Below are 20102 nucleotides of genomic sequence, written 5' to 3'. Positions count from 1 at the left end.
AGAGACGAGATGATTGACAACATCAGCTGGCTGGCGATCTACCCTGAGATCGTGCTCCTGGTCATGGCCTGCGTGATCGCCCTGGTCGACCTGGGCGTCAAGAGCGCCCAACGCACCGGCACCTATGTGCTGACGATGCTCACCCTGGCCGTGGTGGCCGTGTTGCAGGCGATGTACGCCAACAGCGGCAGCACGTTCTACGGCTGGGGCAACATGGTGGTCAGCGATGCCATGGGCAACTGGCTCAAGTGCTTCGCCACGGTCGCCATGATGGTCACGCTCGTCTACGGCCGTCCGTATGCGGGCGACCGCGACATGCTGCGCGGCGGCGAGTTCTTCACGCTGTCGATGTTTGCGCTCCTGGGCATGTTCATCATGATCTCGGGCAACAACTTCCTGATCATCTACCTGGGCCTGGAACTGCTGACGCTGTCCAGCTACGCCCTGGTGGCCCTGCGGCGCGACAACGCCACCGCCACCGAAGCCGCCATGAAGTACTTCGTGCTCGGCGCCATGGCCAGCGGTTTCCTGCTGTACGGCCTGTCGATGCTCTACGGCGCCACCGGCTCGCTCGACATCGGCCAGGTGTTCAAGGCCATCAACGCGGGCCAGATCCGCCACCAGGTGCTCGTGTTCGGCCTGGTGTTCGTGGTGGCCGGCCTCGCTTTCAAGCTGGGTGTCGTGCCCTTCCACATGTGGATTCCCGACGTCTACCAAGGCGCTCCCACGGCCATCACGCTGATCGTCGGCGGCGCGCCCAAGCTGGCTGCCTTCGCCATGACCATCCGCCTGCTGGTGGACGGCCTGCTGCCCCTGGCGATCGACTGGCAGCAGATGCTCGCCGTCCTGGCCATCGGCTCGCTGCTGGTCGGCAACCTCGCGGCCATCATGCAGACCAACCTCAAGCGCATGCTGGCCTACTCGACCATCTCGCAGATGGGCTTCGTGCTGCTGGGCTTGCTGTCGGGCGTGATCAACGGCAACGTGGATGCCAACGCCGTCGAGAACGCCTACAGCTCCGCCATGTTCTACGTGGTGACCTACGTGCTGACCACGCTGGCCTCGTTCGGCGTGATCCTGCTGCTGGCACGCGAAGGCTTCGAGAGCGAAGAAATCTCCGACTTGGCCGGCCTGAACCAGCGCAGCCCGCTGTACGCCGGCGTGATGGCCGTGTGCTTGTTCTCCATGGCCGGCATTCCGCCGCTGGTGGGCTTCTATGCCAAGCTGGCCGTGCTGCAGGCGCTCGTGGCTTCCGGTCAGGGGCTGTACATCGCCCTGGCAGTGTTCGCCGTGATCATGTCGCTGATCGGCGCCTTCTACTATCTGCGCGTGGTCAAGGTGATGTACTTCGACGCGCCGCTGACGGCGACCAGCGTGTCCGCGCCCCTGGACGTGCGCATGGTGCTGACGGTGAACGGCGCCCTGGTGCTGATCCTGGGCATCGTGCCCGGCGGGCTGATGTCGCTGTGCGCCGAGGCCATCGTCCGCGCGCTGGCGACCTGACCGCAGGCCGCAACCCCAACGCTGCCGCGCCCCTATCCGCATGTCGCAGACCGCATCGATCTGGCTCGTGATCGTGGCCGCCCTGGTGGCCGCCAATCTGCCGTTCATCAACCAGCGCTGGTTCGCCGTCGGTCCGCAGGCCCCGAGCCAGCGCAAGCCGCTGCCTGGCCGGCTGCTGGAACTGGTGGTGCTGTACTTCGTGGTCGGCGCGCTGGCCTTGCTGCTGGAGCGCCGCGCGGGGCAGATCGCGCCCCAGGGCTGGGAGTTCTACGCGGTGACCGGCACCCTGTTCGTGACTCTGGCCTTCCCGGGGTTCGTGTACCGCTATCTGCTGCGCCGCAAGGGCTGATCGAAGCGGTTCACCTCGGTGGTGGTGGAACCCGGCTGCATCCCCTTCAAGACCTTGCGCGGCCTGACCCGCAACGTTCCATGAAAGTCCTCGATCTCTTCTGTGCGCACGACCATGCCTTCGAGGGATGGTTCGGGTCCGAGGACGACTTCCAGAGCCAACTGGGCCGCGGCCTGGTGCAGTGCCCCCTGTGCGGCTCCAGCCAGATCCGCAAGGGGCTCAGTGCGCCCCGGTTGAACTTCGGCGCTCAGGCTCCGGCCCGGGCCGCGGGAACGGACGTTCCCTCCGGATCGGAAAAGGGCGTTGCGTATCCCGCGCCCCATGCCGCCCTATCGGACCCGGGCTCGGCGGTCGTGCCCGCCGGCCCGCTGCCCGATCCCCGGTTGCAGGCCGCCTGGCTGCAACTGGCGCGCCACATCGTCGCCCACACCGAAGACGTCGGTTCGCGGTTTGCGCAGGAAGCGCGTCGCATCCACTACGGCGAATCGGAGGAGCGCGCTATCCGCGGCCAGGCCACTCCGCAGGAGACGGCCGAGCTGCTGGAAGAGGGCGTGGCCGTCCTGCCCTTGCTGCTGCCGGAATCGGCCAAGGAAACGCTGCAGTAGGCGCGTCGGCCGCAGCGCACCCCATGGCGACGGCTGGCCCTGCGGGCGCGGGCGTCGTTGGAGTTTCGGATGTTCACTCCTGAAAGAGGAGCTGAATGCGCTTGCCAGTTAAGGATTCTGATAGGTTTTGGCTTTGAAAGCCGCGTGCGTCTTGCGCAAGCTGCTCTTATCTCTGTAGCGGCATGCGTGCAACGCTGAACGCCTCCAGCGTTCGGAAGCGCCCGTGCCTGCCGTCCGCTCAGCCCTGCGCCCTGAACTGCAGCGCCGCCAGCCGCGCGTAGGCACCACCGCGCTGCACCAGCTCGGCGTGCCGCCCCTGTTCGACGATGCGGCCGTGCTCCAGTACCAGGATGCGGTTCGCGCCCTGCACCGTGGCCAGGCGGTGCGCGATCACCAGCGTGATGCGCCGGCCGGCGTTGGCATGCAGCGCCGCGTCCAGCGCGGCTTGCACCACCCGTTCGCTTTCGGCGTCCAGCGCGCTCGTCGCTTCGTCCAGCAGCAGCACGGGGGCGTTCTTGAGCCACGCACGCGCAATGGCGATGCGCTGGCGCTGGCCGCCCGACAGGCGCACGCCGCGCTCGCCCAGGAAGGTGGCGTAGCCCTCGGGTAGGGCGGTGATGAAGTCGTGCGCGAAGGCGCTGCGGGCAGCGGCCATTACCTCGGCATCGGTGGCGCCGGGGCGGCCGTAGCGGATGTTCTCCAGCGCCGAGGCCGAGAAGATCACCGCGTCCTGCGGCACGGTGGCGATGCGGCCGCGCAGGTCGTGCAGCGCCAGCGAGCGAATGTCGATCCCGCCCAGTGTGATGCGCCCGGCGTCCACATCGTAGAAGCGCTGCAGCAGCTGGAACACGGTGGTCTTGCCCGCGCCGCTGGCGCCCACCAGCGCCACCGTTTCGCCGGGACGCAGCCGCAGGTCGAAGTCGGCCAGCGCAGGCGTGCCGGGCCGCGAGGGATAGGCGAACTGCACGTTCTCGAACGCCACGGCCAGGCCTTCGTCCGCGGGCGGGCAGGGCACCGGCCGGGCCGGAGACGCCACCGGCGAGCGCGTGGCCAGCAGCTCCATCAGCCGCTCCGTGGCGCCCGCGGCGCGCAGCAGGTCGCCGTAGACCTCGCCCAGCACCGCCACGGCGCCGGCCAGGAACATCACGTACAGCACTGTTTGCCCCAGGTGCCCGGCCGACATGTCGCCCGCGATGACGGCCTGCGTGCCGCGGTACAGGCCCCACAGCAGCAGGGCGGCATTGGCGATGATGATGAAGGCCACCAGCGCGGCGCGGGCGCCGCTGCGGCGCACGGCGGTGCGGAAGGCGTTTTCGGTGGCCGTGTCGAAGCGCGCGGCCTCGCGCGCCTCCGCCGTGTGGCTCTGTACCACCGGGATGGCGTTGAGCACCTCGGCGGCGATGGCGCTGGAGTCGGCCACGCGGTCCTGGCTGGCGCGCGAGAGCCTGCGCACGCGCCGCCCGATCCACATCGTCGGCAGCACCACGACGACGATCGCCAGCAGCACCACCGACATCACATACGGGTTGGTCCACACCAGCATGGCGAGGGCGCCCACGCCCATGACGGCGTTGCGCAGGCCCATGGACAGCGACGAGCCCACCACGGTCTGCACCAGCGTGGTGTCCACCGTCAGGCGCGACAGCACCTCGCCGGTCTGCGTGGTCTCGAAGAACTGCGGGCTCTGCTGCAGCACGTGCGCATAGACCGCGTTGCGCAGGTCGGCCGTCACGCGCTCGCCCAGCCAGCTCACCATGTAGAAGCGTGCGGCGGAGAAGATGCCCAGCGCCGTGGCCACGGCGAACAGCACGCCGAAGTGCCCGCGCAGCGCCATCGCCTGAGCCGCCTTGTCCGGGCCCGCCAGGCCGCCGTCGATCAGCGAGCGCAGCGCCCACGGAAACGCCAGCGTGGCCAGCGCCGCCAGCACCAGGAAGACCAGCGCGATGGCGATGCGCCCGGCATAGGGCCGCAGGAAAGGCAGCAGGCCCGTGAGGGAGCGGGGCGCGCCGGGCTCCGGAGGGTTGGTGGTGTGCGAGGCCATGGCGGAAATGAGCGGGCTAGGAAAGGTCGAATCGGCTGCGGAAGGCGGCGCCGAAGGCCGCATCGCCGCTGAGCGACAGGGTCAGCGTGTGGCGCGCGCCGCCGGCGGATGCCATCGGCGGCACGAGCTGGCGCGTGGCCGCGTCATAGTGCAGGGACTGCAGCGCCACGTGTTCGGGCTCGCTCTGCAGGTCGTAGTCCCACCGGCCCCCGTCTTCGATGGGCGCGCGCTGCGCGGGAAACTCCGCCTCGGCCCAGGCCAGCACGGACACGATCTCCGCCTGCAGGGCCGGCAGGTGCGCATCGCCCACGCTGGCGATGGCGTCCCAGGTGCCCGTGCCCTCGGCGTCCTCGCTGTAGTCAAATTCCAGGTAGTGCAAGGTCATGCGGCGATTGTCCGGCAAGGCCTTGCAGACCATCCAATGAAGGGAGATCAGATTGAGCCCAAACGATGCGACCGTTCTGCAGGTGCAGGACCTGGGTTTTGCCTATCCGGGGCGCCCGCTGCTGCAGGGTTTGAGCCTGCAGGTGCGGCCCGGCGTGAGCCTGCTGCAGGGCGGTGACGGGGCCGGCAAGACCACGGCGCTACGCCTGCTGGCCGGCGCCTTGCCGCCGCAGGCCGGCACGCTGGTGCTGCGGGGCGTGCCCCTGCAGACGCAGGGCGGGGCGTACCGGGAACAGGTGTACTGGGTGGAGCCGCGCGCCGCCGGGCTGGACGAGATCACGGCGGCCGACTGGCTGGCGCAAGGCCCTGAGCGCCATCCGCGGTGGAATGCCGAGGCGCTGGCGCGGCATGTGGACGGCTTCGGCCTGCAGGCCCACGTGCACAAGCCCATGTACCAGCTCTCCACCGGCAGCCAGCGCAAGGTGCTGATGGCCGCCGGGCTGGCCAGCGGCGCGGCACTCACGCTGCTGGACGAGCCGGTGGCGGGCCTGGACAAGCCGTCCATCCAGTACCTGCAGCACGCCCTGGCGGAAGAGGCCGGCAAGGTGGCTGCGGACGCCGGCGGACGGGCCATCGTGGTGGCGCATTACGAGGCGCTGCCCGGCGTGCCGTGGCGCGACATCTGGGTGCTGCCCGATTGAGCGGCGGCCCGGATGGCCGGTCAATACGATTTCTTCAGATACATGCCCCGGTGCAGCGACAGCGCAAAGCCGGCGCCCAGCACGACCGGTGCGGCAGCGGCGGGCAGCAGCCACGCCGCCAGTGCCGTGATGCCCCAGCCGGGCAGCACCTTGCGCAGGTGGAAGGCATAGGCCGCTTTGCGTTCGCAGAAGGGACAGTGAGCGTGCGCGCGCCCCATCTGCAGGTAGCCGATCTCGCGGGAACACCAGGGGCATGGCATGGACGGCTTTCCTTTCAGGGGGAGGCGAGGGGACGCCACCGGGCCTGCCATGCAGCTGCGCACGGCCGCGCCGGGGATCCCGCATCGTAGCGGGGACGGCGCCAGAGGGCTGACGGCTTCCCCCAGCGCCGGCGGCAGAGCGCAGGCGGGCAGAGCGCAGACGGGCAGAGCGCACGCAGGGACAGCGCGCTGCAAACGCTCTACACTGCCCCTCCCTTGGCTTTCCTGTGTGGAGCGTGTCTGTGGATGCCCTTCTCTTTGCCCCGGTGGCCGTCGCCATCGCGCTGACGCCCGGCCCCAACAACTTCTGCGGCCTCAACAACGGCATACGCGCCGGCGTGGGGACGGCCATGCTCGCCACCGTCGGCCGCGCGGCAGCGTTCGCGATCTTCCTGACGATCTCGGCCGTGGGCCTGGGCGCCATGCTGCTGGCGTCCGAGGCGGCCTTTACCGCGGTGAAGTGGATCGGGGCGGCCTACCTGTTCTGGCTGGGCTGGCGCGCCTGGCGCAGCCGGGAGTTCGGCGGGCTGGAACTGATCGAAGGCGCCGAGCCCGTGCCGTCGCGCGAACCCGTCAGGCTGCGCAGCCTGGTCGCGCAGGAGTTTTTGCTCGGCATCACCAACCCCAAGGCCGTCATCCTGTTCGCGGCCGTCTTTCCGCAGTTCATCGACCCGGCGCAGCCTGCGGCGCGGCAGTTCCTGGTGCTGGGGTCCGTCTACCTGCTGGCCGAGTTCGTCTCCACGGCCGTGTACGCCACCTGCGGCCGGCAGATCCGGCGCGTCATCCGCACGCAGCGGGGCGTGGTGCGCCTGAACAAGGCCACCGGCGGGTTCTTCATGGGCGCGGGCGGCTTGCTGTTGGCGGCGAATAGGTGACATCCCCCTGAGCGGCTGCGCCGCTTCCCCCTTCTCTCGGCTGCGCCGGGAAGGGGGACGCACCCAGCGGCCGGGCAAAGCCCGTTCCGCGGGTGCACTGGCGTGGCCTGCTCCGTGGCCTTTCGAGGTGGGAGGCAGCTGGGCGGTGGCCTATTGCTCCATATTTGATAGCTGGTTGTGCTCGCCAGATAAGCGCTGGAGGCCGATGGGGCTTGAGATTGCCTGTGTCGCTTGCCCGGGTGCGGTAGCAGGGAAGGCAACCGATGGCTGGCTGAGCCGCATGCCAGACGCCCGATCACCGAGCACGCACCCGTCCGCCTTGGGGTACTAATTTCATAGCTGCCAGCGCTTGATACTCAAGCGCTGGCAGCGGATTGGGCTTACACCACGCCCTGCGCCAGCATGGCGTCGGCCACCTTCACGAAGCCGGCGATGTTGGCGCCGTCCACATAGCTCACGTTGCCGTCGTCGCGCTGGCCGTGTTGCAGGCAGGCGGCGTGGATGCCTTGCATGATCTGCAGCAGGCGCGCGTCCACTTCCTCGCGCGGCCACGACAGGCGGGCTGCGTTCTGGCTCATCTCCAGGCCCGAGGTCGCCACGCCGCCGGCATTGCTGGCCTTGCCGGGCGCGTAGAGCACGCCGGCCGCCTCGAAGGCCTTGGCGGCTTCGATGGTCGAGGGCATGTTGGCGCCTTCGGCCACGCACAGCGCGCCGTTGCGGATCAGCGTTTGGGCGTCTTCCAGGTGCAGTTCGTTCTGCGTGGCGCAGGGCAGGGCCACATCCACCGGAATATGCCAGGGCCGCACGCCGGCCTCGAAGCGGGCGCCGGTGCGCTGGGCGTAGTCGTTCACGCGGCCGTAGTGGTGGTTCTTCACCTCCATCAGCACAGCCAGCTTCTCGGGCGTGAAGCCGTCCTCGTCGATCACCGTGCCGCTCGAATCCGAGACGGTGATGACCTTGGCGCCCAGCTCCATGGCCTTCTCGACCGCGTACTGCGCCACGTTGCCCGAACCGGAGACCGACACGCGCAGCCCGTCGAACGAGCGGCCGCGCGTCTTGAGCATTTCCTGTGCGAAGTAGACCGTGCCGTAGCCCGTGGCTTCGGGGCGGATCAGCGAGCCGCCGAACGACAGGCCCTTGCCGGTGAACACGCAGTCGGCGCGGTTGGTCAGCTTCTTCACCATGCCGGCGATGAACCCCACCTCGCGCCCGCCCACGCCGATGTCGCCGGCCGGCACGTCGGTGTCGGCACCCACGTGGCGGTACAGCTCGGCGGCAAAGGCCTGGCAGAAGCGCATGACCTCCGCCGGGCTCTTGCCCTTGGGGTCGAAGTCCGAGCCGCCCTTGGCGCCGCCCATGGGCAGCGTGGTCAGCGCGTTCTTGAAGGTCTGCTCGAACGCCAGGAACTTGAGCACCGACAGGTTGACCGAGGGGTGGAAGCGCAGGCCGCCCTTGTACGGGCCGATAGCCATGCTCTGCTGGATGCGGTAGCCGCGGTTGACCTGCACCGTGCCGTGGTCGTCCGTCCAGGACACGCGGAAGATGACGATGCGCTCGGGCTCGACCAGCCGGTCCAGCAGGCCATGCTCTGCATAGCGGGGATGCTTCTGGATGAAGGGCCACAGGCTCTCCATCACTTCGGTCACGGCCTGCAGAAACTCGGGCTGGCCGGGGTTGCGCTGGGCAACGTGTTCAAGGAATTGCTCTACGGATGCATATTTCATGAGGAAAGCGGGCTTTCAGTGCAAAGGGCTAGAAGGCGGATGCGTGATCATTATGTCGAACCGGTATGGCGTAATGCACCAAATGGAGGATCGAATCCCGGTTTTGACAAGGGATTGCCTTGTTTTGGTGCCTCTAGTTGCGCTGCATTGGTGCATTCGTGACTTGTGGATGTCACGCGCCCGTCGCACAGTCGGCACCTGTTTTGTTCCATAGCGAGAGGTGACAACGATGCGAATGAACCGTGCGACGACGGCCGCCATGGCCCTGACGGCAGCGGGCCTGCTGGCGGCCTGCGGAGGCAATGACGATGGCGGCTACCCCACGCTCGACGGCAGCAAGCCGCTGGTCATCGGGCACCGCGGTGCCGCCGGCTACCTGCCGGACCACACGCTGGAGGGCTACCGCCGTGCCATCGAGATGGGCGCCGACTTCATCGAGCCCGACCTGGTGGCCACCCGGGACGGCGTGCTGATCGCCCGCCACGAGCCCAACATCACCACCACTACCGACGTGTCCCAGCGCCCCGAGTTCGCCAGCCGCAAGACCACCAAGGTGGTCGATGGCGTGGCGGAAGAAGGCTGGTTCGCTTCCGACTTCACCCTGGCCGAGATCAAGACCCTGCGCGCCGTGCAGCCGCTGGCGGACCGTGACCAGTCCTTCAATGGGCGGTTCCAGATCCCCACGCTGAACGAGGTGATCGACCTCGCCCGCAGTGAGGGCGCGCGTGCGGGCCGCACCGTGGGCGTGTACATCGAGACCAAGCATCCCACCTACCACGTGAACCTCGGACTGCGGCTGGAAGACCGCCTGCTCGACACGCTGGCGGCATACGGCTACACCGCCAAGAACTCGCCGGCCATCGTGCAGTCCTTCGAGGTCTCCAACCTGAAGTACCTGCGCACCAAGACGCAGCTGCGCTTGGTGCAGCTGGTGGATGCCAACGATGTGAAGGCCGACGGCAGCATCGACCTGACGGCGCCCTACGACCGGCCGTACGACTTCGCCGTGGCCGGCGACCGGCGCACCTTCGCCAGCCTGCTCACGCCCGATGGCCTGCGGGAAGTGAAGACCTATGCCGATGGCGTGGGGCCGTGGAAGCCCTACCTGATTCCGTCCCGGCAGGTAGACGCCAACAACGATGGCAAGCCGGACGATCTGAACGGCGACGGCCTGATCGACGAGCGCGACCGTGTGCTGATGTCCCCCACCTCCGTGGTGTCCGACGCGCACAGGGCCGGCCTGTTCGTGCACCCCTACACCTTCCGCAGCGAGGCCAAGCGGCTCACGTCGGACTTCCGTGGCGACCCCAGGGCGGAATACAGGCGCTTCTACGACCTGGGCGTGGACGGCGTGTTCTCGGACTTCCCCGACCAGGCCAAGGCCGCGCGCGACAACTGAGCGGGAGGCGCCGCGGGCGGTGCCGCGGCACACGGCCGCTTCCGCGCTACGCCAGCACGTCGATGGAGCGGAAGACCCGCTGCAGCAGCGGATCGCTGGTGTGGCGGCAGGCCTGCACCTGCGCCTGCAGGTGGTGCACGAAGCGCTGCGCCGCCCAGGGCAGGGCGCCGTGGCCCCGCTGCACCACGCCCACGGTGTGCGGGTCGAAGGTCTCACGCAGGCGCAGCGGCACCAGCCGGCCGTGCGGGCCTTCGGTCTCGATCAGCGGCCAGGGGCAGAACGAGACCATGTCGCTGTGCTCCACCAGGTGCAGCAGCAGCGAGGCCGAATGCACCAGGTGGATGTGCCGGGCCGGCACGGGCAGGCCATGCCGCAGGAACAGCCGCTCCAGCAGGGCGGCCTCTTCCTGCGGCGCGTAGTTGATCAGCCAGTCGCACTCCATCAGCTCGGCCATCGAACGCGCCTGCGCCAGAGGGTGGCCGATGCGCGTGACCACCGCCGTCTCGTAGCGGAACAGCGGCGTGGCATGCAGGTCGCCCTGCGTACTGTCGGAGGGCACCCGGCCGATGAGCAGGTCCAGTGAGCCTTCCCGCAGGCGCGGGTGCGCCACGGCAGACAGCCCTTCGAACAGTTCGAGCTGCACCTCGGGCAGCTCGTGCCGGAACGACTGCAGCACGTGGGGCAACAGGCTCTGGGCGATCCACGGCGTGACAGCCACCGACAGCCGCGTCGCCGTCTGCGACCCGCGCAGCTGCGCCATTTCGGCCTCGGCCTGTTCGATCTGGCCGGTGATGAGCTGGGCGTGGCGCAGTAGCGCGCGGCCGGCCGGGGCCAGCACCATGCCGCTGCTCTGCCGCTCGAACAGCGGCAGGCGGTGGGCGCTCTCCAGCTCCCGCAGGCCCTGCGTGACGGCGGCCTGCGTCACCCCCAGCGAGCGCGCCGCCGCCCGCACGCTGCCGCAGCCCGCCACCGCCACCAGGTAGCGGATCTGGTGAAGCTTCATCTGCGCAGGGGCGGTAGGGAGCGTGGTCATGGGCGCGGGGGGCGTTGCACGGTTCATGCCGAAGGCGGCGGCGAAGGCCGCATGGTAGGGCTTGGCGGGGCAAGCGGCGGTGGTCTTCTGCGGCGGGTACGGCGTTCCTAGACTGAACGGCATGAGCGACATCCGACACGACCCCGTCCTGCCCGGCATCCGGGCCACGGAAGCCGAGATGGTGGCCCTGCGCCACCAGATCCATGCCCATCCCGAGCTGGCCTTCGAAGAGTTCGCCACCAGCGATCTGGTGGCCGAACGGCTGCAGGGCTGGGGCTACGAGGTGCACCGGGGCCTGGGCGGCACGGGGGTGGTCGGCACGCTGCGCGTGGGGCAGGGCCCGCGCCGGCTGGGCCTGCGCGCCGACATGGACGCCCTGCCCATCCAGGAGGCCACCGGCCTGCCCTACGCCAGCCGGCAACCCGGCAAGATGCACGCCTGCGGGCATGACGGGCACACCGCCATCCTGCTGGCGGCGGCGCAGCACCTGGCGCAGACGCGGGCCTTCGACGGCACGCTGCACCTGATCTTCCAGCCGGCCGAGGAAGGCCTGGGCGGGGGGCGCAAGATGGTCGAGGACGGCCTGTTCGAGCGCTTTCCCTGCGACGCGGTCTTTGCGCTGCACAACATGCCGGGTTTTCCCGCCGGGCAGTTCGGCTTCCTGCCCGGCTCGTTCATGGCGTCGTCGGACACGGTGATCATCACCGTGCGCGGCAAGGGCGGCCACGGCTCGGCGCCGCATCTGTCTGCCGACCCGGTGGTGGCCGCGGCGCACCTCATCCTGGCCCTGCAGACGGTGGTGTCGCGCAACGTCGACCCGCGCGACATGGCGGTGGTGACGGTCGGCGCCATCCATGCAGGCGATGCGCCCAACGTGATTCCCGATGCGGTGGAGCTGCGCCTGTCCGTGCGCGCCTACCGGCCCGACGTGCGCGCCCTGCTGCGCGAGCGCATCACCGAACTGGCCAAGGCCCAGGCCGCCACGCTGGGCGCCGAAGCGCAGGTGGAATACCGCTGGCGCTACCCCGCGCTGGTGAACGACCCGGCGAGTACGGCGTTCGCGCGGCAGGTGGCTCTGGACTGGCTGGGCCAGGAGGGCGTCATTCCCGGGCTCCAGCCGCTCACCGGCAGCGAGGATTTCTCTTTCATGCTGGAGGCCTGTCCCGGCAGCTACCTCATCGTGGGCAACGGCGTGGGCGACACGCACGGCACCGGTGGCTGCATGGTGCACAACCCGGGCTACGACTTCAACGACCGCATCCTGCCGCTGGCCGCCACCTACTGGGTGAAGCTGGCCGAGCGCTTCCTGTCCCCCGCACCGCTCTGACCCATCCCATGCACACCATGACCTCTGCCTTCGCCCGCTCCGCCACCGCCCGCCTGCGCCGCCGCAACACCCTGGGGATGGTGCTGGCCCTCACCTTGGCGGCCGCCGCCGCCGGCCCGGCCGCCGCGCAGGCCGACTACCCCACCAAGCCGGTGAAGTTCGTCATCGGTTACCCGGCCGGTGGTTCGGTGGACCTGGTCGGCCGCGTGGTGGGCGATGCCATGGCCGCGCGCATGAAGGGCGTGGTCGTGGTCGACAACCAGGGCGGCGCAGCCGGCGCGATCGCCGCGCAGCGCGTGGCAACGGCCCCGGCCGACGGCTACACGCTGCTGGTGGGCTCCAGCAACGAGCTGGTGGCCACGCGGCTGGTGAACCCGGCGCAGAAGTACGACGGGCGCAAGGACTTCGCACCCATCGGCCTGGTGGCCACCAGCCCGCTGGTGCTGGCCGCCGGCCCCCGGCTGGGGGTGAAGAACCTGGCGGAGTTCGTCGAGCTGGCGCGCCGCAACCCGGGCAAGTACAGCTACGGCAGCTCGGGCGTGGGCTCGACGCTGCACTTCGCGGGCGAGCTGTTCAAGCAGCGCGCCGGCGTGTTCATGGCGCACATTCCCTACCGCGGCGTGGCGCCGCTCACCAGCGACCTGGCGGGCGGCAGCCTCGACCTGGCCGTGCTGTCGCCCACGGCGGCCATCCCGTTCATCCAGAGCGGGCGCATCGTGCCGCTGGCCGCCACCAGCGCGCAGCGCATCGCCGCGTTGCCGCAGGTGCCCGCCATGGCCGAGCACCCTCAGCTCAAGGGCTATGAGCTGGTGGGCTGGTTCGCGCTGATGGCGCCGCGCGGCCTGCCGCCCGAGATCGCGCAGCGCCTGTCCGCCGCGCTGCAGGACACGCTGCGCGACCCTGCCGTGCGCAAGAAGCTGGAAGACGCCGGCATGGTGCCTGCCACCGGCCGTGAAGACCTGGCGCGCTTCATCGGCGAGGAAACGGTGAAGTACGAGAAGCTGGCGCAGTTCGCCAAGGTGCGCGAGTGATTGGGGAGCTTCCCCCTGAGGCGCTGCGCGCCTTCCCCCTTCTCTCGCCCCGCTGCGCGGGGCGGGAAGGGGGACAACGCCAGTGGCCCGGCGAAGCCGGTTCCACGGCGTTTGCTGGGATGGCCTGCTCCGCGGCCGTCTGACGGGTGGCGCCGCTGTAGACCATGGACCGTTGGTGCTGGTGGCGCTGCAGACGTTTCCCGTGATCGCACAGATCCTGGCACGAGCAACGGCTGCCGTCGAAGGAGGCTGGTAGGCCTCAGCGTCCGCGCAGGAACAGCGCGTCCAGCTCCTTCATGCTGAGCTGGCGCCAGGTGGGGCGGCCGTGGTTGCACTGGTCGGAGCGGTCGGTGACTTCCATCTGCCGCAACAGCGCGTTCATCTCGTCCAGCGTGAGCTTGCGGTTGGCGCGCACGGCGCCGTGGCAGGCCATGGTGCCCAGGATCTCATTGCGCGCGCGCTGCACCACGGTGCTGGCGTCGTGCGCGGCCAGCTCGGCCAGCACGCTGCGCGCCAGCTCCACCGGGTTGCCCTGGGCCAGCGTGGTGGGCACGGCGCGCACGGCCAGCGTCTTGGGCGAGAAGGGTGAAATCTCCAGGCCCAGCAGATCGAGTGTGTCGGCCTGCGATTCCGCCGTGGCCACTTCTTCGGGGGTGGCGGCGAAGGTGGCGGGGATCAGCAGCGGCTGGCTGGCGATGCGGGCGCCGTCGTCTACCTGGGCTTTCAGGCGCTCGTACACGATGCGTTCGTGCGCGGCATGCATGTCGACCACGATCAGGCCCTGGGCGTTCTCGGCCAGGATGTAGACGCCATGGATCTGCGCCACGGCGCGACCCAGGGGCCAGGCAGCGCCGTCGGCGGCCTGCGCAGAGGGCGCAGGCGCACGGGCCGCATCCCACGCAACCGCCGGGCCTGCCCCGGCGGGCATGGGCGACAAGGCTGGCGCCCCACTGCCGGAGGGGGCCACCACCGCACCGGTGGATCCGCCGTTCTGCGCCAGCGCGGGAGGCAGGGCGGCCGGAGAGGCAACGGCCGGCTCCGCCGGGCTGCCCCACAAGGCCTGCAGATCGGACACCTTGTGTCCGACCCGATCATCAAATTTGATAGCTGACTGCGCTTGCCAGACGGGCGTTGGAGGCTGATTTGACTCAAATCCGGCCGCAGGGGCCGGCACCGCCTCGGCGGCAGCTGCCAGCGCCTGCGCGCGGGGCACGGCCAGGGCGTTCTCCACGGCGTGGCGCACGGCCTGGTGCACCTCGCGGCTGTCACGAAAGCGCACCTCGATCTTGGTGGGGTGCACGTTCACGTCCACCCGCAGCGGGTCGATGTGCACGTACAGCGCGTACACCGGCTGCTTCTGGCCGTGCAGCACGTCCTCGTAGGCGCTGCGCGCGGCGTGGGTGAGCACCTTGTCGCGCACGAAGCGGCCGTTCACGTAGCAGAACTGCTGGTCGGGGCGCGATCGGGCGGCATCGGGCAGGCCGGCGCGGCCCGTCACGGTGACGGCGCCGGAGCGGTGCCGCACGGGCACCGACTCGCGGATGAAGTCCTCGCCCAGCACGTCGGCCAGCCGGCGTGCCAGCGCCTCCTGCAGCGCCTCGTCCGAGGGCTCGGTGCCGGGGGCCAACGTGGCGCGCCACTGCTCGACCAGCTTGCCCTCGTGCCAGATCGCGAAGCCCACGTCGGGCCGGGACAGCGCGTGGCGGCGCACGGCCTCCACGCAGTGGGCCAGCTCGGTGGCGTCGGTCTTGAGGAACTTGCGGCGCGCGGGGGTGGAGAAGAACAGTTCCTTCACCTCCACCGTCGTGCCCTGGCTGCGGGCGGCAGGGCGCAGCTCGCCGCTGCGGGCATCCAGCAGGAACGCGCTGGCCTGGTGCGCCGGGCGCGAGAGCAGGGCGGTCTCGGACACCGAGGCGATGGCCGCCAGCGCCTCGCCGCGAAAGCCCATGGTGGCCACCGATTCGAGGTCGTGCAGGTTGGTGATCTTGCTGGTGGCGTGGCGGCGCAGCGCCACGGGCAGCTCTTCCTGCGGAATGCCGCAGCCGTCGTCCTCCACGGCGATCAGGCGCACGCCGCCGGCCAGCAGGCGCACGGTGATCTGGGTGGCGCCGGAGTCGAGGGCGTTGTCCACCAGCTCGCGCACGGCGGAAGCGGGGCGCTCGACCACTTCACCCGCGGCGATCTGGCTGATGAGTTCGTCGGGCAGGTCGCGGATGGGGCGGCGGGCGGGGGCGGGCGGGGAAGAGGAAAGTTCGGCGGTCACGCGGAGGATTCTATGCAGCGCGGCCCTGCGCCCGTGCCGGGCGCGGCGTGGGCCTGCCCGCCGCAATGTCTTTGCGGTGGGAGCGTGTGCGGGCGCGCGCTCGGACCGTCAGACCGCCACGGCGCGGCCGGCCTGCGTGGCGGGCTGTGCGTGCTGCGGTGCGTGCGGCAGGGGCAGACCGGCAGCGCGGGGCGCAGCCCGGCCGGTAGCATGCCAGGCTATGCCCTGCGGCGACTGCTTGGCGTCGTGCTTGGCGAGCGCCGCCAGGTTGGCCACCTCTTCGGCGTGGTGGATGCTGCCCGGCGCGATGCGCACGGCGCCGATCGACAGCGTCGTGCAGCTGAAGAAGCGCTTCACGCCGTGCCGGTCCTCGGCCCAGATGCCGCCGGCCTTGCGCGCGCCGTCGTCGAACAGCGCCAGGGCTTCCTGGGCGAACTCGCCCACGATGCGCTGGCAGCGCTGCAGCCAGTCGTCGCTCTGGAACAGCAGCATGAAGTCGTCGCCGCCCACGTGGCCCACGAAGTCGCGCTGCGCATCGCAGTGCGTGACGGCGAGCCGCGCCACCAGGCGGATCATCTGGTCCCCGCGCCAGTAGCCGTAGTAGTCGTTGAACGGCTTGAAGTGGTTCAGGTCGGCATAGCAGGCCACGAACTCGGTCCCGCTGTCCAGCAGCCGCTGCATGTGCAGGCTGATCGGAATGTTGCCGGGCAGGAAGGTCAGCGGGTTGGCGTGGCGCGCCGCCTCCACGCGCGCTTCGGTCACGCTGCGCACCAGCTGGTCGCCCGTGCCCAGGCCCACGTAGCGGCCGTTGTCGGTGACGATGAAGCCGTCGTTCAGGTAGCGCTGGTCCTGGGAGGTGAGGATGCCCACCAGCTGCTCCACGTCGCAGTCCAGTTCCACCACACGCGGCGCGTGGTTGGCGAAGCCCGCGCAGGGCTTGCGGCCGTGCACCTCGCGGAAGTACAGCGTGGCGTAGTGGTTCATGAACTGCTGGCGGTTGATGAGCGCCACCGGGCGCGCATCTTCCAGCACGGCCACGGCGTGCAGATCGGCGTGGCTCTTGAACAGCCCGGCGACGGTGTCGTTGGGCGTGTCCGGCGCCACGGCCGGCGCCGGCACCACCGGCAGGCTGCGCAGGATGCCCGGGCGCACGCTCTGGCCCAGCGTGGGCAGCACGGCCACGCGCCGGTCGCTCAGGGCCCTCAGCGCGGGCTCGGCGATGGCGGCATGCGGCGCGCGCGCCGGCCGGCCCAGCAGGTAGCCCTGGCCGTAGGGAATGTCCAGATCGCGCAGGGCGAGCAGCTCTTCCTGCGTCTCGATGCCCTCGGCCACCAGTGTGGTGCCGAACACGTCGGCGATGCCCTTGATGGCCTGCAGCATCTGCAGCTTCTCGGAATGCGCGGCGATGTCGCGGATGAAGTATTTGTCGATCTTCACGAAGTCGGGCTTCACCTCGGCCCACAGGCGCAGGCTGGAATGGCCGTCGCCGAAATCGTCCAGCGCCAGACGGGCGCCCGCCGCGTGCACCTGCTTGAGCGCGCTGCGCAGCAGGGCCATGTCGCTCACGCGCTCGTGTTCGGTGATCTCCAGCACCACCATGCGCGCGGGCACGCCCAGGCTGCGCAGGGCCTCGCCCACCCCGGCGCCGCACAGGGCCACGGCGCTCACCAGCGCGTCGGCGCTGATGTTCACGAAGATGCGTCCACCGCGGCCCTGCGCGCTCCATTGCAGCAGCGCGGTCGCCACGCACAGCAGCTCGAAGTCCTGCAGGAGGTGCTCGCGCCGGGCGCCGTCCAGCAGCGCATCGGGGGTGTGCAAGGGGGAGTCCTCCGGGCCGCGGATGAGCGCCTCGTGCGCATAGATGGCGCCGGTGCGCAGGTCGGCCAGCGGCTGGAAGACGCAGTGCAGCCGGCCTTCGCGCATCAGGTGGGCCAGGGGCCCGCGGCCCTCGCGCGCCGCCGGCGAAAGGGTCGCCACGACGGCATCGAACCGTCGGCGCTTCAAATCATCCATCCCATGCATCCGTCAACGTGACAGCCGGCACTGTAGGCGGGCTTGGTGACGGCACTGTGACGGTGCCGCGGGCATCGCACAATGTACGCATGTCCGATACCCCGAACCCCCTTGCCGCGCCTGTGAGCGCCGACCTGCCTGACTGGCGCAGCCAGCCGCGCGCGTTCCTGCAGGCCCTGTTCCGCGTGGCCGTGCACAGCGCCCAGCCGCTGCACACCCTGGCCCCGCACCTGCCCGCGCCGCCGCCCGGCCGCACCGTGGTCATCGGTGCGGGCAAGGCGGGCGGCGCCATGGCCCAGGCCGTGGAGGCGCTGTGGCCTGCCGATGCGCCGCTCAGCGGCCTGGTGGTCACGCGCTACGGCCACGTGCCGCCGCGTCCTGCGGGCCTGGCGCAGCGCATCGAGGTGGTCGAAGCGGCCCATCCCGTGCCCGATGCCGCCGGGCTGCAGGCGGCCGAGCGCATCCTGCAGTCGGTGCAGGGCCTGGGCCCGGACGACCTGGTGCTGTGCCTGATCTCCGGCGGCGGCTCCGCCCTGCTCACGCTGCCGGCCGAAGGCCTGTCGCTGGCCGACAAGCAGCGCATCAACCGCCAGCTGCTGGAAAGCGGCGCAGGCATTGCCGAGATGAACTGCGTGCGCAAGCACCTCTCGCGCATCAAGGGCGGGCGCCTGGCCGCGGCCTGCGCGCCGGCGCGCGTGGTCACGCTCACCATCAGCGATGTGCCGGGCGACGACCCTTCCGTGATCGCCAGCGGCCCGACCGTGGCCGACCCGGGGACCTGCGAGGAAGCGCTGCGCATCCTGCAGCGCTACGGCATCGAGGTGCCCGATTCCGTGCGGCAGCAGTTGCAATCCGGCGCGCTGGAGACGCCCAAGCCCGGCGATGCGCGCCTGGCCGGCCATGCCGTGCACATGATCGCCACGCCGCAGCAGTCGCTGCAGGCTGCCGCCCGCGCCGCGCAGGCCTGCGGCATCGACGCGCACATCCTCAGCGACGAGATGGAAGGCGAGTCGCGCGAGGTGGGCCGCGTGCACGCCGCGCTGGCGCGGGCCGTGGCGCTGCGGGGGCAGCCCTTCGCGCGGCCCTGCGTCATCCTCAGCGGCGGCGAGACCACGGTGACGGTGCGTGCGCGGGCCGAAGGGGCCCCGCGCGGCCGCGGCGGGCGCGCCGGGGAGTTCTGCCTGGGGCTGGCCCAGGGGCTGCAGGGCGTGGCGGATGTGTGGGGCCTGGCGGCCGATACCGACGGCATCGACGGCGTGGAGGACAACGCCGGCGCCTTCGTCGCGCCCGACACGCTGGCGCGCGCCGCAGCCGCACAGCGTGCGCTGGCAGACCACCTGGACCGTAACGACGCCTACGGCTATTTCGAGGCGCTGGGCGACCTGGTCGTGACCGGCCCGACGCACACCAACGTCAATGACTTCCGTGCGCTATTGATTTTGTAGCTGCATGCGCTTGATGGTAGGGGGTTGGAGGGTGTTTTGGCTTCATGATGGAGCCGCCGGATCCGCGCGACGGGCTGCCCCCGCCCCAGCGGCTCCGTTCGGGTCGTTGGGCGAAGGCGCCGGCCGTGCCATGCGGCGCTTGGGAAGAGGGCGCCCACGTGCCTTGGTGGCGTTGCCGCAGCCACCAAGGCGGCCCCTGCTGCGTGCCGCCGTCACGTCGCCGGCTCCCCCGCGCCAGGGGGCTATGCAAACCCTGCATGGGATTTGATTTCGCTCAATGCCGCGGGGGCCGCGGGGCGGCACAGTCGAGCCCATGTTCCCCATGCCCTCTCTTGAACAACCTGCCCAGACCGAGGTGGCTGCTGCCGGCGAGGTGCTGCGCCAACGCCACCAGCAGCCCGTGTCGGTGCTGTATCTCGATAGCGGGCGGGTGCTGCTGGGGGTCCGCGAGGACGGCCAGATGCGCCACCAGCTGGGCGTGGTGGAGGGCCCCTTTTGGCTCGACGCCGCATCGGCCTTGCTTGACCAGCCCTGCGCGGTCGACATGGTGGCCGACACCCGCGTGCAGTTGCGCCGCATCCCCGTCGAGGAGTTCCGGCGCGGCATCGACACGCTGCCGCCGCTGGCCCGCAGCCTGGTGCGCGACATGGCGGCGGGCTATTGCCAGCAGACCGAACTGGCGGTGAGCCGCCTGGCGCAGGACGCCGAGTCGCGCTGCGCCCAGTGGCTGCTGCGCCACGCGCAGCGCGGTGCGGACGGCAGCCTGTGCGTGACGCTGCACCAGCGCAAGCGCCTGATCGCCGCGCAGCTGGGCATCGCGCCCGAAACCCTGTCCCGCGTGCTGCGCCATCTGCGCGAGCACGGCCTGATTGCCGGCACCGGCAACGTGCTCAACCTGCCGGAGCCGCGCGCCCTGCAGATGGTCGCCAGCGGCTGAGCGGCGCGTTGCCGCGGCCGGCTTTGCGCCTCCCTTGCGCGTGGCTTCACGGTCAGGGTTTTCCTTGGCCTGATTGAGGGTTCCACCCAACTCCCCATCGGGGTGCGCTGCGTATATTGGCCGCAAGACCACTCGGCCCGATACGCCCTCCATGCACCGCGCCTTGCCCGCCCGCCCCGCCCGATTCCGCCCGCAGGCTGCGCCGGGACAGT

The 20102-nt window shown here is 70.3% G+C and carries 17 protein-coding genes; 10 read left to right on the top strand and 7 right to left on the bottom strand.

Features of this window, described 5'->3' with window-relative positions; translation table 11 throughout:
- Positions 1 to 9 precede the first annotated feature (9 nt).
- The 3 genes from nuoN to QE399_RS20145 all read left to right on the top strand — a co-directional run bounded on the left by nuoN (position 10) and on the right by QE399_RS20145 (position 2457).
- Positions 10 to 1503, top strand: coding sequence for an NADH-quinone oxidoreductase subunit NuoN (nuoN, locus tag QE399_RS20155; RefSeq protein ID WP_309831656.1), 1494 nt, complete (start codon positions 10 to 12; stop codon positions 1501 to 1503).
- Between the two features lie 40 nt (positions 1504 to 1543).
- Positions 1544 to 1852, top strand: coding sequence for a DUF2818 family protein (locus QE399_RS20150; RefSeq protein WP_309831654.1), 309 nt, complete (start codon positions 1544 to 1546; stop codon positions 1850 to 1852).
- Positions 1853 to 1932: 80 nt separating this feature from the next.
- Positions 1933 to 2457 (top strand): DUF1178 family protein, encoded by a 525-nt coding sequence (locus QE399_RS20145; RefSeq protein WP_309831652.1) that lies wholly within the window; start codon positions 1933 to 1935, stop codon positions 2455 to 2457.
- Positions 2458 to 2695: 238 nt separating this feature from the next.
- Here QE399_RS20145 and QE399_RS20140 read toward each other — a convergent pair whose 3' ends face one another.
- Both QE399_RS20140 and QE399_RS20135 read right to left on the bottom strand, forming a co-directional pair.
- Positions 2696 to 4498 (bottom strand): ABC transporter transmembrane domain-containing protein, encoded by a 1803-nt coding sequence (locus tag QE399_RS20140; protein ID WP_309831650.1) that lies wholly within the window; start codon positions 4496 to 4498, stop codon positions 2696 to 2698.
- A 16-nt stretch (positions 4499 to 4514) separates the two neighbouring features.
- Positions 4515 to 4883: a hypothetical protein gene (locus tag QE399_RS20135; protein WP_309831648.1), complete on the bottom strand. Its 369-nt coding sequence runs from the start codon at positions 4881 to 4883 to the stop codon at positions 4515 to 4517.
- A 52-nt stretch (positions 4884 to 4935) separates the two neighbouring features.
- On the opposite strand from QE399_RS20135, the gene QE399_RS20130 reads away from it, so the two are divergent.
- Positions 4936 to 5583 (top strand): ABC transporter ATP-binding protein, encoded by a 648-nt coding sequence (locus QE399_RS20130; RefSeq protein WP_309831646.1) that lies wholly within the window; start codon positions 4936 to 4938, stop codon positions 5581 to 5583.
- Between the two features lie 20 nt (positions 5584 to 5603).
- Here QE399_RS20130 and QE399_RS20125 read toward each other — a convergent pair whose 3' ends face one another.
- Positions 5604 to 5843 (bottom strand): hypothetical protein, encoded by a 240-nt coding sequence (locus QE399_RS20125; protein WP_309831644.1) that lies wholly within the window; start codon positions 5841 to 5843, stop codon positions 5604 to 5606.
- A 242-nt stretch (positions 5844 to 6085) separates the two neighbouring features.
- Here QE399_RS20125 and QE399_RS20120 point away from each other — a divergent pair, with 242 nt between their 5' ends.
- On the top strand, positions 6086 to 6718 hold the full coding sequence (locus QE399_RS20120; protein WP_309831641.1) for a LysE family translocator: 633 nt from the start codon (positions 6086 to 6088) through the stop codon (positions 6716 to 6718).
- Between the two features lie 380 nt (positions 6719 to 7098).
- Here QE399_RS20120 and gdhA read toward each other — a convergent pair whose 3' ends face one another.
- Entirely contained in the window at positions 7099 to 8442 is a 1344-nt protein-coding gene (gdhA, locus tag QE399_RS20115) for an NADP-specific glutamate dehydrogenase (RefSeq protein WP_309831639.1), read from the bottom strand.
- A 229-nt stretch (positions 8443 to 8671) separates the two neighbouring features.
- On the opposite strand from gdhA, the gene QE399_RS20110 reads away from it, so the two are divergent.
- Positions 8672 to 9841: a glycerophosphodiester phosphodiesterase gene (locus QE399_RS20110; protein WP_309831637.1), complete on the top strand. Its 1170-nt coding sequence runs from the start codon at positions 8672 to 8674 to the stop codon at positions 9839 to 9841.
- A 46-nt stretch (positions 9842 to 9887) separates the two neighbouring features.
- Here QE399_RS20110 and QE399_RS20105 read toward each other — a convergent pair whose 3' ends face one another.
- Positions 9888 to 10874 (bottom strand): LysR family transcriptional regulator, encoded by a 987-nt coding sequence (locus QE399_RS20105; protein ID WP_309831635.1) that lies wholly within the window; start codon positions 10872 to 10874, stop codon positions 9888 to 9890.
- 121 nt (positions 10875 to 10995) lie between these two features.
- Between QE399_RS20105 and QE399_RS20100 the strand changes: the two genes are divergently transcribed.
- Positions 10996 to 12201: a M20 aminoacylase family protein gene (locus tag QE399_RS20100; protein WP_309831633.1), complete on the top strand. Its 1206-nt coding sequence runs from the start codon at positions 10996 to 10998 to the stop codon at positions 12199 to 12201.
- A 17-nt stretch (positions 12202 to 12218) separates the two neighbouring features.
- The gene (locus tag QE399_RS20095) at positions 12219 to 13232 is read left to right on the top strand and encodes a Bug family tripartite tricarboxylate transporter substrate binding protein (protein ID WP_309831632.1); all 1014 of its coding nucleotides are present in this window, start codon (positions 12219 to 12221) and stop codon (positions 13230 to 13232) included.
- A gap of 259 nt (positions 13233 to 13491) precedes the next feature.
- Here QE399_RS20095 and mutL read toward each other — a convergent pair whose 3' ends face one another.
- Positions 13492 to 15495 carry a DNA mismatch repair endonuclease MutL gene (mutL, locus tag QE399_RS20090; RefSeq protein ID WP_309831630.1) on the bottom strand — a complete coding sequence of 668 codons (2004 nt, stop codon included), beginning with the start codon at positions 15493 to 15495 and terminating at the stop codon, positions 13492 to 13494.
- Positions 15496 to 15603: 108 nt separating this feature from the next.
- Positions 15604 to 17508: an EAL domain-containing protein gene (locus QE399_RS20085; protein WP_309831628.1), complete on the bottom strand. Its 1905-nt coding sequence runs from the start codon at positions 17506 to 17508 to the stop codon at positions 15604 to 15606.
- Between the two features lie 89 nt (positions 17509 to 17597).
- On the opposite strand from QE399_RS20085, the gene QE399_RS20080 reads away from it, so the two are divergent.
- Together QE399_RS20080 and QE399_RS20075 are read left to right on the top strand one after the other, a co-directional pair.
- Positions 17598 to 18953, top strand: coding sequence for a glycerate kinase type-2 family protein (locus tag QE399_RS20080; RefSeq protein WP_309831626.1), 1356 nt, complete (start codon positions 17598 to 17600; stop codon positions 18951 to 18953).
- A gap of 313 nt (positions 18954 to 19266) precedes the next feature.
- Positions 19267 to 19890 carry a Crp/Fnr family transcriptional regulator gene (locus QE399_RS20075; RefSeq protein ID WP_309831624.1) on the top strand — a complete coding sequence of 208 codons (624 nt, stop codon included), beginning with the start codon at positions 19267 to 19269 and terminating at the stop codon, positions 19888 to 19890.
- Positions 19891 to 20102: the final 212 nt, after the last annotated feature.

Source organism: Paracidovorax wautersii (assembly GCF_031453675.1).
Classification (GTDB): domain Bacteria; phylum Pseudomonadota; class Gammaproteobacteria; order Burkholderiales; family Burkholderiaceae_C; genus Paracidovorax.
The sequence above is the reverse complement of the archived record's forward strand: the minus strand, read 5'-3'. Positions and strand labels throughout refer to the sequence as shown.